12 protein-coding genes and 1 tRNA gene are annotated in these 14,173 nt (G+C 56.9%); 6 read left to right on the forward strand and 7 right to left on the reverse strand.

Annotated features, from left to right (window positions below):
- Positions 1–830: 830 nt before the first annotated feature.
- Positions 831–906, reverse strand: a tRNA-Lys gene (locus tag VAE57_RS11610).
- Positions 907–1,472: 566 nt separating this feature from the next.
- Between VAE57_RS11610 and hoxE the strand changes: the two genes are divergently transcribed.
- From hoxE to VAE57_RS11640, 6 genes are all read left to right on the forward strand, one after another.
- Positions 1,473–1,994 (forward strand): bidirectional hydrogenase complex protein HoxE, encoded by a 522-nt coding sequence (gene hoxE / locus VAE57_RS11615; protein WP_322822042.1) that lies wholly within the window; start codon positions 1,473–1,475, stop codon positions 1,992–1,994.
- Between the two features lie 3 nt (positions 1,995–1,997).
- Positions 1,998–3,605 carry a NuoF family protein gene (locus tag VAE57_RS11620; protein WP_322822043.1) on the forward strand — a complete coding sequence of 536 codons (1,608 nt, stop codon included), beginning with the start codon at positions 1,998–2,000 and terminating at the stop codon, positions 3,603–3,605.
- Positions 3,595–4,302 carry a bidirectional hydrogenase complex protein HoxU gene (gene hoxU / locus VAE57_RS11625; protein WP_322822044.1) on the forward strand — a complete coding sequence of 236 codons (708 nt, stop codon included), beginning with the start codon at positions 3,595–3,597 and terminating at the stop codon, positions 4,300–4,302. Before VAE57_RS11620 ends, hoxU begins: the two co-directional genes overlap by 11 nt.
- Positions 4,303–4,344: 42 nt before the next feature.
- The gene (locus VAE57_RS11630) at positions 4,345–4,878 is read left to right on the forward strand and encodes an oxidoreductase (protein WP_322822045.1); all 534 of its coding nucleotides are present in this window, start codon (positions 4,345–4,347) and stop codon (positions 4,876–4,878) included.
- Between the two features lie 32 nt (positions 4,879–4,910).
- Positions 4,911–6,332, forward strand: coding sequence for a Ni/Fe hydrogenase subunit alpha (locus tag VAE57_RS11635; RefSeq protein WP_322822046.1), 1,422 nt, complete (start codon positions 4,911–4,913; stop codon positions 6,330–6,332).
- Between the two features lie 256 nt (positions 6,333–6,588).
- The gene (locus VAE57_RS11640; RefSeq protein ID WP_322822047.1) at positions 6,589–7,089 is read left to right on the forward strand and encodes a hydrogenase maturation protease; all 501 of its coding nucleotides are present in this window, start codon (positions 6,589–6,591) and stop codon (positions 7,087–7,089) included.
- A gap of 558 nt (positions 7,090–7,647) precedes the next feature.
- Here VAE57_RS11640 and VAE57_RS11645 read toward each other — a convergent pair.
- The 6 genes from VAE57_RS11645 to thrS form a co-directional block, all read right to left on the reverse strand.
- Positions 7,648–8,205: a CDP-alcohol phosphatidyltransferase family protein gene (locus tag VAE57_RS11645; RefSeq protein ID WP_322822048.1), complete on the reverse strand. Its 558-nt coding sequence runs from the start codon at positions 8,203–8,205 to the stop codon at positions 7,648–7,650.
- Positions 8,206–8,217: 12 nt separating this feature from the next.
- On the reverse strand, positions 8,218–8,892 hold the full coding sequence (locus tag VAE57_RS11650; protein WP_322822049.1) for a DUF4013 domain-containing protein: 675 nt from the start codon (positions 8,890–8,892) through the stop codon (positions 8,218–8,220).
- Positions 8,893–9,657: 765 nt separating this feature from the next.
- Positions 9,658–10,380 carry a DUF4013 domain-containing protein gene (locus VAE57_RS11655; protein ID WP_322822050.1) on the reverse strand — a complete coding sequence of 241 codons (723 nt, stop codon included), beginning with the start codon at positions 10,378–10,380 and terminating at the stop codon, positions 9,658–9,660.
- On the reverse strand, positions 10,380–11,567 hold the full coding sequence (locus VAE57_RS11660) for a CinA family nicotinamide mononucleotide deamidase-related protein (protein WP_322822051.1): 1,188 nt from the start codon (positions 11,565–11,567) through the stop codon (positions 10,380–10,382). The genes VAE57_RS11655 and VAE57_RS11660 overlap by 1 nt, the downstream gene beginning before the upstream one ends.
- 387 nt (positions 11,568–11,954) lie before the next feature.
- Positions 11,955–12,374 carry a YtxH domain-containing protein gene (locus VAE57_RS11665; protein ID WP_322822052.1) on the reverse strand — a complete coding sequence of 140 codons (420 nt, stop codon included), beginning with the start codon at positions 12,372–12,374 and terminating at the stop codon, positions 11,955–11,957.
- 11 nt (positions 12,375–12,385) lie between these two features.
- Positions 12,386–14,170 (reverse strand): threonine--tRNA ligase, encoded by a 1,785-nt coding sequence (gene thrS / locus VAE57_RS11670; RefSeq protein ID WP_322822053.1) that lies wholly within the window; start codon positions 14,168–14,170, stop codon positions 12,386–12,388.
- Positions 14,171–14,173 lie beyond the last annotated feature (3 nt).

Raw genomic sequence — 14,173 nt, forward strand, 5'->3', positions numbered from 1 at the left:
CCTCGTATCCATGACGATGGGATATGCGGCGTCATACCGGCTTCTGTGTGACCTGTGGGTAATGAATAGCACAGCGGGCGAGGGGCCGGGGGTGAGGGCGTTCCCCCGCCCCCACTGGGGGCGGGTCGGGGTGGGGGTGCTTGCCCTCACCTCACCCCCAGTCCCCGCTCCTCTCCCGCAGTGGGAGAGGAGCGGGGAGGGATGACAGGCGTGCTCCATACTGGTTCTCAGGCACTGCAATCCCGGCCCCCTCCCAACCTCCCCCCCGCTGGGGGGAGGAACGGTAAGGGGATTCCCCCGCTAGGGGGAGGAATGGTAAGGAGATCCCCCCGCTGGGGGGAGGAATGGTAAGGAGATCCCCCCGCTGGGGGGAGGAACGGTAAGGGGATTCCCCCGCTGGGGGAGGCATGGACAGAACATCAACGCGAACCCACCGTCTACGGCATCAGGAAGCCATAGACCACACTTCTACGCTCCCCTCTCTCTCGCGCTGCGGGAGAGGGGCCGGGGGTGAGGGCGTTCCCCCGCCCCCAGCGGGGGCGGGTCGGGGTGGGGTATACTCCCGCACCTCACCCACCAGGAGCGCGGGATGGCGTGTGCGACGTGAGTGTCAGTGAACAGAGAAGAGAGCACCCGCCGAGAGCGCGAGCCTCCGGCTCACTCCCCACCTAGCACAGACCACTGAGGCTGTTTCCCGCGATCAAAATGCGATACTATCCCCACGTCGTTCGTAGACAACCAGATAGTTCTTCCTGGAACATTGCAGCCGAAGCAAGTGGTGTAAGCTTTGCAGAGAATCAAAAAAACACCGGCTTGTGCCGGTGCTGCAATGGTGGGCCCCGTGGGACTCGAACCCACAACCGATTGATTAAGAGTCAACTGCTCTGCCAATTGAGCTAGAGGCCCGCTGAGAATATACAACAAGTGTCGCTGTTTGTCAACCTCATTGCGGGTGTTCAGCAAGTAGTCAGTCAGGCTAACGCTCGTACCGACGGCATTCAGATTCCATCAGAGGTTTAGTCACGAAACAGGTGATAGCCACACTCCCCGGCAGCCTCACCGGAAGTGCATTGTATTAAGACAGGGGTGTAATATCAAATCTGATCCAGGCCAATGCATGGCACGCCAACCAGGACACACCCTTGCGGCCCCTCGTAGTGGCAACGTGAACGGGCATACGCACCGTCCGTAGGGACAGGTTCTGAACCCACCCCTACGACACCCGTCCATCTGTATCAACGGATCGTCACGGAGGGGAAAGATGATCACGGATCCCCGCATATTCGGTGCCTGGCAGTGATGTAGAGTATCACTCAAGATTTGATACGACCCGCCCACCTTTCGCATAGCGAGATACAGTTGTCACCCTACTTCACCCGTTATTAACAGTTGGTAGTGAACTCTTTCCACTAAAACAGTTGTAGTCGGGATAGGATCAGGGTAGTGCCCGTCATCAGTTTGGGAGAAGTGCAATGACGACACCTGCGACCGATACCACTGCTGACCGGAATCCCCGTCCTGTTGCTGATAATCGCCAAAAGATACTGGAAGCGACGATGAAACGGTTTCAGTATCAGGGCGATGCGCTGATCGAAGTGTTGCATAAAGCGCAAGAACTGTACGGCTTTCTCTCGCCAGAGTTACTCAGTGAGGTTGCCCGTCGCCTCAAGTTGCCACCCAGCCGGGTGTATGGGGTTGCTACCTTTTACCATTTCTTCTCACTGGCCCCTCAGGGTGAACACAGTTGTACGGTCTGTCTGGGCACTGCATGTTATGTGCGTGGTGCGGCAATCTTGCTGCGTGAACTGGAAGCATTGAGTGGCGTCCAGGCCGGGCGGACAAGTGCAGATGGTCGGTTTTCGCTGCTGACTGCTCGCTGTCTCGGCGCTTGCGGCATTGCGCCTGCCGTGGTTCTTGACGGGGAAGTGGTTGGTCACGCCGACCGCTCCGACTTGAAAGCGCGCATTCAGGCGTTGCTGAAACGCGAGGAGTAATCTATGGATCTTCACGAACTGGAAGCGATTGCTGAACGAGAACAGGCTCAACGTGCGCGTTTCCGCATCCTCTGCTGCGCTGCTGCCGGTTGCCAGGCTTCCGGTAGCCTGGAGATTAAGCGTCGCCTGGAGCTAGTGCTCTCCGCTGCCGGCAAACAGGCTGATGTTGACGTGGTTCCGGTTGGGTGCATGGGATTGTGTGGGCACGGCCCCCTGGTTCGATTGGAACCGACCGGAAAAGTGTTCGAGCGCGTTACCCCGGCGGATGCCGAAGAGCTTGTCGCTGCGCTCGATCAGGATTCATGCAACGTGCCGCAATGTAACCTGAACCATCCTTTCTTCACTCGCCAGTATCCGATAGTATTGCGTCACAGTGGCCGCATCAATCCCGAACGCATCGAGGAGTATATCGCCGCGGGTGGCTACCGTATGCTCTATCACGTCATTCACGATCTGACACCGGCTGAGGTGATTCAGATAATTACGCGCAGTGGTCTGCGTGGACGTGGTGGGGCCGGGTATCCAACCGGGCTTAAGTGGGCTACTGTTGCCAAAAGCCCCGGTGAGCGGAAGTTTGTGATTTGCAATGCCGATGAAGGTGATCCCGGTGCCTTTATGGATCGCAGTGTGCTTGAGAGCGATCCGCATCTGGTGCTGGAAGGGATGGCAATTGCGGCCTACGCCGTTGGAGCTGAGCAAGGCTTCATCTATGTGCGCGGTGAGTATCCGCTGGCAATCGAACGCCTGCAAAAAGCAATAGTACAGGCGCGCCGAATGGGATTACTCGGTGCCCAGATTTTTGAGAGTAGTTTTAACTTTCGGGTTGACATTCGAGTTGGTGCAGGGGCATTTGTGTGTGGTGAAGAGACCGCCCTGATTGCCTCGATTGAAGGTCGGCGCGGCCAACCCCGGCCACGTCCGCCGTATCCAGCAGAGAGTGGTCTGTGGGGCATGCCAACTCTGATCAACAACGTCGAGACCTTTGCCAACATTTCGGCCATTATCGAGCACGGCCCGGAATGGTTTCGCCAGATTGGTACCGAACAAAGCAAAGGGACGAAGGTCTTTGCATTAACCGGTAAGATTCGCAACACCGGTTTAATCGAGGTACCGATGGGGATCACGCTTCGCGAGATTGTCGAAGATATTGGTGATGGTACCCCCGATGGAACCCCGGTCAAGGCGGTACAAACCGGTGGCCCGTCGGGTGGCTGCATTCCAGCCAGCCTGTTTGATACGTCGGTTGATTACGAATCGCTGGCAGCGGTCGGCTCGATTATGGGGTCGGGTGGGATGGTCGTGATGGACGAGCACACGAACATGGTCGATGTCGCTCGTTTTTATATGGAGTTTTGCAAAGATGAGTCGTGCGGCAAGTGCATCCCATGTCGGGTAGGAACTGTCCAGCTCTTCAATCTACTCACCAAATTGCGCAATGGGCAGGCCAGCGAGAGTGATTTGCAAACGATTGAAGCATTGTGCGAGCTGATGCGTGAAACAAGCCTCTGTGGCCTGGGCCAATCAGCGCCGAACCCGGTGCTCAGCACCCTGCACTACTTCCGACACGAATATGAACAACTCATCGGAGCGGAGGTTGATCATGGCAGCTAAAACGCTCACAATTGACGGCCATCTCGTCTCGGCCCGCCCCGGTGCAACGCTATTGGAAGCTATCCGCGACGCCAGCATTCCCATTCCTACCCTATGCCACCTCGACGGATTGTCAGATGTTGGTGCCTGTCGACTCTGTCTGGTTGAGATTGAAGGTCAACGTCGTCTACAACCGGCCTGTATGACGATGGTTAGCGAGGGGATGGTCGTTCACACCGCGACACCCAGGCTCCAGAATTACCGGCGTCAGATTATCGAGCTGTTGTTTGCCGAACGCAATCACGTGTGCGCTGTATGCGTTGCCAGTGGCAACTGCGAACTGCAACGGTTAGCGGCGATGGTAGGGATGGATCACGTTCGCTACGAATATCTCTCTCCTGCCTGTCCCGTTGACATCTCGCACCCACGGTTTGGCATCGACCACAATCGTTGCGTGCTCTGTACGCGCTGCGTGCGCGCCTGTGACGAAATTGAAGGCGTCCATACCTGGGATGTGGCCGGACGCGGGGTTGATGCAAGAGTCATCACCGATATGAACCAGCCCTGGGGAACTTCCACCACCTGTACCAGTTGCGGGAAATGTCAGTTGGCCTGCCCAACCGGTGCCATCTTCCCACGTGGTGTGACCGTTGGCGAACGACCACACGATAGTGAACGCATCGCTCTCATTGTCGAAGCAAGGAAGCAACGCTGGTAGGTGATGCGATAGAACAAATTCGCAGGTGAGAGGGAGAAGTCTATGAGCCGATTGCGGATTGCTACCATCTGGTTGGGTGGCTGTTCGGGCTGCCATATGTCACTGCTCGATCTCGACGAATGGTTGATCGATCTGGCAGCACGTGCCGATCTGGTCTACAGCCCGATTGCCGATGCCAAACAATTTCCGCCAGATGTTGATCTGACGTTGATCGAGGGAGCAATTGCCAGTGACGAACATCGTGAACTGGCAAAAACAGCACGTCAGCATAGCCGATTGATTATCGCATTTGGTGACTGTGCAGTAACCGGGAACGTTACAGCACTGCGCAACCCACTTGGCCCGGCACGTACTATACTGCAACAGGTCTACATCGAACATGGCGATCCGCACGGCGTGATCCCACACGAACCGGGAATTGTGCCGGTATTACTCGACAAAGTAGTACCGGTCCATCAGGTCATTCCGGTCAATTATTACCTGCCGGGATGTCCGCCATCAGCGCCACGGATTCGGGCGTTGCTTGAAGCCCTGATTGAGGGTCGTGAACCGCCAGCCGATATTCGCTACGGATGAAGGGCGACGATATTCTGAGCAAGGAGTACACGATGGGTCAACGTATCATCATCGATCCGGTGACACGCATCGAGGGGCATGCCAAAATCAGCATTCATCTCGATGAAAGCGGCGATGTTGCCGAAACGCGATTTCACGTCACTGAATTTCGTGGCTTCGAGCGCTTTTGCATCGGACGACCCTTCTGGGAGATGCCGGGCATTACGGCGCGTATCTGCGGTATCTGCCCGGTAAGCCACTTGCTTGCCTCAGCCCGTGCCGGTGATGGTATCCTTGCCGTATTGATTCCACCGGCTGCGGAGAAATTACGCCGGTTGATGAATCTTGCCCAGATCATTCAGTCACACTCGCTCAGTTTCTTTCATCTGAGTGGGCCTGATTTGATGCTCGGTTTTGACAGTAATCCGGCGCAGCGGAACATCTTTGGGCTGATCGCTGCCGACCCGGACGTGGCACGGAATGGGATTCGTCTACGCCAGTTTGGGCAAGAGGTGATTGAGCTGTTGGGGGGTCGCAAAATCCATCCGGCATGGGCTGTACCGGGAGGTGTACGGAGTGGTTTAAGTGCAGGCAGTCGTGATCGCATTCGGGCTAAGCTGCCCGAAATGCTGACCATCGCCTGTGATGCTCTTGGACGGCTGAAACAACTCAGCGCGAAGTATCAACGTGAAATTGAAACGTTCGGCGTGTTTCCCAGTCTCTACATGGGTATGGTAGGGCCGGGCGGACGATGGATGCACTACGGCGGCAAGCTGCGCGTCATTGATCACACCGGTAACATCTTGATCGATGAACTCGTTCCCATCGACTACCGTGATGTCATTGGCGAAGCGGTTGAGCCGTGGAGCTACCTGAAGTTTCCGTACATTCGAGCCTTGGGCTATCCGCAGGGCATGTATCGGGTAGGGCCACTGGCGCGGATCAACATCTGCACAACCATGGGTGCTGAACGGGCTGATGCCGAGTTACGCGAGCTGCGCCAGGCTGTTGGACCGGTTATCCATGGCAGCTTCTACTATCACCACGCCCGTCTGATCGAGATTATCGCCGCGCTGGAGCGGATGGAAGTGCTGGTTGAAGACGACGATCTGCTCTCTAGCGAACTCCGTGCCGATGCCGGCGTTAATCGTCACGAAGCGGTTGGTGTCAGCGAAGCGCCACGGGGCACGCTCTTCCATCACTATCGCGTCGATGAGAAAGGTCTGATTACCGATGTTAATCTGATCATTGCGACCGGTCAGAATAACCTGGCAATCAATCGCACCGTCGGTCAGATTGCACAGAGCTATATTCGGCATGGTCAGTTTGATGAAGGAATCCTCAATCGGATCGAAGCCGGTGTGCGCACCTACGATCCGTGTCTGAGCTGTTCAACCCATGCAATCGGCCAGATGGCGATGGAGGTGGAGCTATACAATGCGCAGGGCGAATTGATCAATCGCCTCTCCCGCTGAGGAAGCTGCATCGGAAAATAGCGGCAGGAACATTGCAGTACTAATCGCACGCGCCGAGTAACCCGACGGGGTAGTACCGTCGCGGTTTGCTGACTCAAAGACTGCACTGGGCAGGTGCGGCGGTGTTTCAAGGCTTTTACGTAACGAGTTACCTGCCAGACCGAAACCACTGATCGGTAGACAAGTGATAGTCTTGTACTCTTTTGCGGTATAATTGTATTATCGATACCAGACACCAGTGCAGAAAGGTTTGGCTATGGGAAGCATCTGCCAGCGTCGATGTCCGGTGGTCGGATCAGGAGGACTGGTCATCGGCTACGGCAGCCCGCTGCGTGGTGACGATTATGCCGGACAGGCTGCGGCTGCACGTTTGCGACAATGGCGTATGGTTGGAGTGCAGGTGATTGCCAGGGCACAGCTTACCCCAGAACTGGCAGCGGTTATTGCGCAGGCCCGGCGCGTTGTCTTTCTCGATGCTGCGATTGATCGCACTGATGTTGATGTTCGCGTCATCGAACCGGCACTCACGTTGAATGACAGTCATCGGAGTGATCCACCTGCATTGCTGGCTCTGGCGCGCGTGCTGTATGGTCGTGTACCACGAGCGGTGCTGATCACTATCCCGGCCTACGATACGACCCTCAATCTCTCACTCAGTCCGGCTACCGAGCGGGCAGTAGCACATGCAGCCCGCCTCGCCCGTGCGTTCCTGGGACGCCGCTATTGGGCTTTGCAGGAACGTGCGGTAGGCCAGTAGTGATAGCACACCAGCCTGTTGCAGACAATCTACGCATTACCAACGTACCATCATAGACTGGAAAGGCGACGCATATGTCGCCTTTCCTAGCGTCACACTCCGCACCCCACCCGAAATTGCAACGACAGCATCCTTCAGAGAGCCTTTCTGGAGCAGGCGTGACCTCAAATTTGAAAAACCCAATGTATGGCACGCAACTCAAGATGAACTCTTCCGCCACCCTTCGTTCGCCGCATCCCTCGTATGATTGCGAACAGGCACAGGGCGGGTTCTGGACCCGCCCCTACGGAACCCACCCGTCCGCATCACGCAGATGATCACCACGGATCGTTGCGAGGAAGAGGAATGGTGACAGTTCACCGTATAGCCGGTAACAGGTAATGATGCCCTATATAACTCAAGACTCAATACGAACGGTGGTGCTGGTGATACAAGGAACAGCGCCCAGCGGAAGCCATCTCTCCGCTGGAGAATGGCAAGAGGCAAGGCGATGCTTCGTACCCAACCACATTGCGATCTCATTCTGGCAGACAACACAAAACGGTCGTGCGCTACCCTCTACTCATCGCCAGATCGCATAATGCGCAAAAAGCGCCACCCGTACTGCACAAACGAGAGGCTGAAGGGGATCAAGGCGATATAGAGCGCCGGCTTGCCCCAGCGGGGGCCACCGGCCAGGTACAGCAAAGCCACAATCGTCATCGCCAGAGTGGTCAATTTTCCGCTACTGGCCGCCGTCGTGATATGAGCTTTACGGCGCAGGACAATTAGTCCGGCCAGTAAAATCCCAACATCCCGGAAAATGAGTAAGCCGGTTGCCCACCACGGAAATCCCCGCGTGCGCGAGAGCATCACTGCTGCTGAGTCAATCAGCACCTTATCGGCAATGGGATCGAGAATCTGGCCAAGCTTCGATACCTCTCCCCGCCGGCGGGCCAGTGGCCCATCGAGAGCATCGGTGAGCATGGTAATCGCCAGTAAGACCAACGCCCGCTGACGCCGATCACTGCGCTGCATGTAGTAGATGGTCGCCGGTAAGAGCAGGATGCGGCTGATCGTTAACAGGTTCGATGGGTAGAGTAGCTCCCGCGGCTGAATAAGATCACGGAGCGCCATTGAGTCCTCCTCTTACGATGACAGTGTCGGCGAAGCAGGAGAGGACGTTACTTGCTGAACTGTTTGTCCCAGGAGATGCCCGAATACAAAGGTTGCGTATGGAATGCTCACTATCAAACCAACTAACAACACAAATGTGCCAACACTGGCGACAGTACCACACAATAGCGAGAGCAGCCACAGTACCAGCCATTCTGCCGGATAGCGTTGCAGCAGTGCCCAAACACCACCCGGTTGGAAAGCGGCACTGACCGAGCCGGTCTGGATGTAGCGACCTATACCGACGATCAACAGTATTTGAGTGATCAGAGATAGCGGCACAATAACAACACTGGAACAGAGCATCAAGCCGATCAAGATGATGACCGTTGATTCACTATTGCCGGCAAAGGCAATGGTGGCGCCAACCAGGCAGCTAAGCAGGCACGAGATCAGGAAGATGGGTAAGTAGTAGACAATGTAAATGGTAGCGCTGTACACTCCTGTGGAGAACAGAGCGCCAAGCTGATTCAATTGCGGCAAGGGGCGCTCTTGCCCATTAGCGACTGCCCGCGCAATCACGACGATACAACCTAAACCGACGATCTGCCCAATCACGGGAATGAACTGTAGCAGACCGATCACCAGCGTTATTTTTAACCAGTCTGGGTCGTCGAAGATAAAGCTGAAAGCACGAGTTACGTTCATAAGATTTCCTGGATATAGCTCTTCACGGATATCTTACAGGATACCACGTAACAGTTGTTATATCTGCAACCTGGCAGAGTTGACACCTGTTCGATCTGTAGATGGCAGGTTATGTCAATTCTTGACTGACACTGTGACTCGTTTAGGTTGCAAGACTCGTGCCAGCACGCTGCCAGCATGCTCCCAGCAAGCTACTGCTAGTTCACCAGCAGCGCACGAACCGATTCACGTATCGTCCGCCCAAGCACGTACCAGCGTGATAAATGGCGAGCGTGTCGTGGTGGTGCTGCGTCCAATGGTAGGATGCGACCCGCCCCCACCCTATCCCGCCCCCGCTGGGGGCGGGAACCAGCGGCACCGGATGGCTCCCGCTGGCGCGTGTTGGCTCTGGCTTACGCTACCCCGCTGGGCGCAGGCATCGCAGGCTAGGGCACATGGTGAGCGCACCGGAGGCTCGCGCTCCCAGAGCCTACTGACCCGCCCCCACCCTATCCCGCCCCCGCCGGCGCGTATTAGGTTATGAAACCAGATTTTGATATTATGTCAATTAACTCGTACCACTCATATCTTGCCAGGACGATCACACACGCAGAAGCCTTACCTCCTGGCGACAGCGTGAGTGTAACAAGTAGCTACCGGGCTGTACATCAGGGGAGATGGTTACAGCTTACCTGCTACCTCTACGCGCAATGGCACTCTGCGCGGCTCCCGTTCAATACGGTGTGACATCGGACAGGTGCTGTGCGGGTGACAATCATACCGCACTCAGGCGTGGATTGCCCGCTGCGCCTGTTGTTCGGCAGCCACGTAGAGCTGCGCACCCACCAGTTGGGCAAAGACACCTGCGCTGCATCCCAGCCAGGCCGACAGGAGAATAATGAACCGGGGAGCATTGACAACGATAAGACCAGCCGTGAGCGCGACTATGATAGCGGCAGGCAGATACGCGGCCAGGCTGGCCAGTCGCGCTCGCCAGAAGTAGGGGCGGTATGGCGGAGTAAAGGCGCGGCGGAGCGGCTCTCGACTCAATGCCTGTTCGATTCGCCCTTCTTCAGCAAAGATCAGACGACCAATAGGCGCCACCCCGATCAGGAACAGAATCAGCCAGATCAACCCCATCAGCGCCAGAATGCCCTGCATTACCGGTTCGAGCAGTTCGGTTTGGGCGGTTAACACGAGGGCCAGGCCACTACAAGTAAGCAATAGCCCTCCCAACATCAGTGGCAAGATGAAGAAGGCCAGATCGATCAAGAGGGCCAGGATGCCGGTCAACGCACGCAACGTCCAGTCGCGCCAGGGCGGCAACGGAAAGGGAAAGCCACGCCGGCTATTGTCGTAGCTTTCCATAATGAAACCAACGGCCAGCGGCAGGCCGATAATGGTCATCGCCAGCGCACCATGCAGCAGGCATTTACGCCACCAGGTTGGATCGCGACAGATGAGGGCAATTGCAGCACGTAACGTAGCAGGCGATGAAGAAGTGTACACTACTCCGACTCTCCGTTCAGGTAGCGGCGCAGCAGATCGAGCGCTGCTGTACCGATAAACTCAAATCCATCAGCCGAACGCAGATCAAAGGGGCGGGTCAGGCGTCGTTCACCATCGGGGGTTACCAGCGCGAGCGACACAGCGGTAAATCCCTGATCGTTTGGCCCACTCGCCGACTGCACCCCCAGCCCAATTGTGCTCTGCCAGCGCTCGGCAACATTCGCCGCGCCAGCATAGGCCAGATTGGAGGACGCCTGTTCATCAGCCGGGCTATCAAGTGGATGTATCTCGGCACCACGCAATACCTGTTCGACATTGGGCAACGCCAAGAGCGCCTTAAACACGGGAGCCTGCGCAATCCCTTCGTACAGAGCAATAGTCTGTTGCCGTTCACGCAGCAGCCGGGCCACGGTTGCCGGCAAATCCTCATCACCCAACAGATACGGCCCCAATCGCTCGCGGATGATGGCTTCGGTTTGGGCAATCATCGCTTCCGCTTCCGCCTGGCTTTCGGCACGGGCGCCAATCCGCAACTCGTAGCGCGCACGCTTGGCCGAAATGCCAACGGTTGGGTTGGCCTGTTGCATCAGATCGGCGATTCGTTCACCAATCACACTTTCACCAAGCCCCACTGCATGCAAAGTACGGACGATGATGACAGTTGTGATCCCGCGTTCATCGCGCAGGTACGGCAGTACAGCCGTCTCAAACAGATACCGCATCTCACCAGGCACGCCGGGCAGCACGATCAGCGTTCCCCGCTCGTCTTCGACCAGAAACGCGGGCGCAGTACCACGAGGATTGGGAATGATCCGGGCGCCTGCCGGAACATACGCCTGCCGCCGATTGCTCTCACTCATCGGTCGATTCATGGCCGCAAAGCGGGCCGCAATCTGGTCGAGCAGTTCGGGATGAAATTCCAGGGGACGATCAAGCGCTGCGGCAACCGCTTCACGGGTCACATCGTCGAGGGTTGGGCCGAGACCACCGGTACAGATCACCAGATCGGCTCGCTCAAGCGCCTCACGCACTGCCGCCGTAATCCGACCTTCGTTATCGCCAACCACCGTTTTGCGATAGACATTGACACCGGCAGCGGCCAACTGACGGGCAAGATAGGCGCTGTTGGTGTCGATGGTGACCCCTAACAATAACTCTGAACCGATAGCAATGATCTCGGCATCCATGCTTCCCTCACGACGATACAAACTCCACGCGGTTGCAAATGTGACAGGTAGCCATGCTGGTCAGGGTTGATCCATCCAGTCCAGTGCGCATACCACTGCACGATCCACTTCACCCACCCGGTCAACACGTATCACAGCGAATGGCGGAAGCCAGGCTTCCACGCCACTGCGCTCCATCCCAGGCGCATGGAACCCACACCAACCCGACGGTCGTTCCCGCCAGCGTGTCGTTCCATGCGGTTCCCACGACGAGCGGATGGCACCTCTCCGCCAGACGGTCAGGTGCTCTATTGATGACACCTGCGCCCCAGTGAACACAGGTTCAAGCCTGTGCTCCATTGGGGCGATCACCACGGCTTTGCCGTACTGAATGAGTTGACGACCCGGTTATGCTGCCGAATCAGGTGGTGGTTCGCTCAAGCGTTTGCGATATTCTCGCCACAACTCCTGCTCGCGCTCGGCGGCAGCGCGCTGACCGGCGGCAATCGCTGCGCGTAACCGTTCGGCAAACGACTGGCGCACACTGCTGGCGCGTGCTGCAAGGCGTTGGCGGGTCTCGTTCCCTGAACGTGGATTGAACAGGGCAACCGCAGCGAAGCCCAACGCTGCACCAACGACCAACCCGGCGACAAACGCACCGGTTGCTGATGCGCTTTGCCGTTCGTGTTCACGACGCAATGCGGCTAACAGGCGTTGGGCAGCTTCACGTTCAGCCGCCAATGCTTCGAGGGTTGCCGTGCGTTCAGCGTGGATCGACTCGGCAAAGCGACGAGCCACTTCGGTGATAGCATCGTTCTCAACCGTCATTGGAACACTCCTCAACTGCGGGTGCGAATCTCCTCCAGAGCACGGGCCAGGAATGCATCGACCGGCATTGCACCAAGGTCTTCACCTGCGCGAGTTCGTACTGCCACAGAGTCAGCAGCTTCCTCCCTGGCGCCGATTATAAGCATATACGGAATCTTCTGCAACTGAGCACGGCGTATCTTGCCTTGCATGCGGTCGCGATTGTCGTCGAGTTCGACCCGCAGCCCCGCCATGAACAGGCGCTGGCGCACCTGGCGGGCAAACTCCATCTGTTTGTCGGTAATCGGGATGACGACCGCCTGCACTGGTGCCAGCCAGAGCGGAAACGCACCGCCGTAGTGCTCAATCAAGATACCCATAAACCGCTCGGTCGTGCCGGTAACGGCGCGGTGCAAAACCACCGGTGTGTGGGGTTTGTCGTCTTCACCGATATATTCACACCCCAGACGGGCCGGCTGGATAAAATCGACCTGAATGGTGCTCAGTTGCCATTCACGCCCCAACACATCGCGGGCAAGGAAGTCGGCTTTCGGGCCGTAGAATGCTGCTTCACCTTCGACTTCAAAGTACTCGACACCGTTGGCTTCCAGGGCGCTGCGCAGTGCAGTGGTTGCCAGTTCCCACTTTTCATCGTCCTGGACGTATTTGCCTTCGCTGCCGCGCAGCGATAACCGCACTTTGTAATCGGTAAACTGATAGGTACCCAGTACTTCGCGAATGACCTGGAGCGCCAGACTGAACTCTTCTTGTATCTGATCGGGCCGACAGAAGATGTGGCAGTCGTCTTGGGTTAAGGCACGCACGCGGGTCAAGCCACTCAACGCCCCACTGTCTTCATACCGATAGAGAGTCGCAAATTCGGCAAACCTTAGCGGAAGATCGCGATAACTGATCACGCCGAGCTGGTTGTAGAGCGTCATGTGGCTAGGACAGTTCATCGGCTTCAGCCGGAAGACGAGGTCTTCGCTCTCGACCATCGGCGGGAACATGCTGTCACGATAGTTGTCGTAGTGGCCCGACTTGCGGTAAAGCTGTTCTTTCACCACATTGCCCGTCCAGACGTGTTGATACCCGTAACGGGTCTGGACTTCGCGGACAAACTTCTCCATTTCGTGGCGAATGATTTCCCCTTTGGGGGTGAAGATCGGCAGACCGGGGCCAATATCATCTGAAAAGAAGAAGAGTCCCAGCTCTTTACCCAGACGGCGGTGGTCGCGCTTACGCGCCTCTTCCAACCGGTGCAGATAGGCTTCCAGCTCCTCTTTCGTATTCCAGCCGGTGCCGTAGATACGCTGCAACTGCCGATTCTTCTCATCACCCCGCCAGTAGGCGCCGGCGATGCTCATCAGTTTGAAGGCTTCAGGATTGATCTCGCCGGTATGGCTGAGATGCGGACCGCGGCAGAGGTCCTCGAACGTATCCTGGCGGTAGGTTGAGATGACCGTATCGCCGTGGTGCGTCTCACCATATTCATCAAGCCCTTTGGCCAGACCTTCGATCAATTCCAGTTTGTACGGTTGATTGGCAAAGATCTGACGAGCCTCTTCAGCCGTCACCTCACGATAGATGAAGGGGTGATTACCGGCAATAATCCGCCTCATCCGCCGCTCGATCTCGCTCAAGTCTTCGGGCGTGAGCGGGCGCGGCAGATCAAAGTCGTAGTAAAAGCCGTTTTCAATCGGTGGCCCAATCGCAATTTTGGCATCGGGAAAGATTTCGAGCACGGCCTGGGCCATCACGTGGGCCAGCGAATGCCGCAGGCGGTAGTAGGGATCGCTGTTGGGATCGACTGGCATACT

Origin of the sequence: Chloroflexus sp. (genome assembly GCF_034434295.1) — a bacterium.
Lineage (GTDB): Bacteria > Chloroflexota > Chloroflexia > Chloroflexales > Chloroflexaceae > Chloroflexus.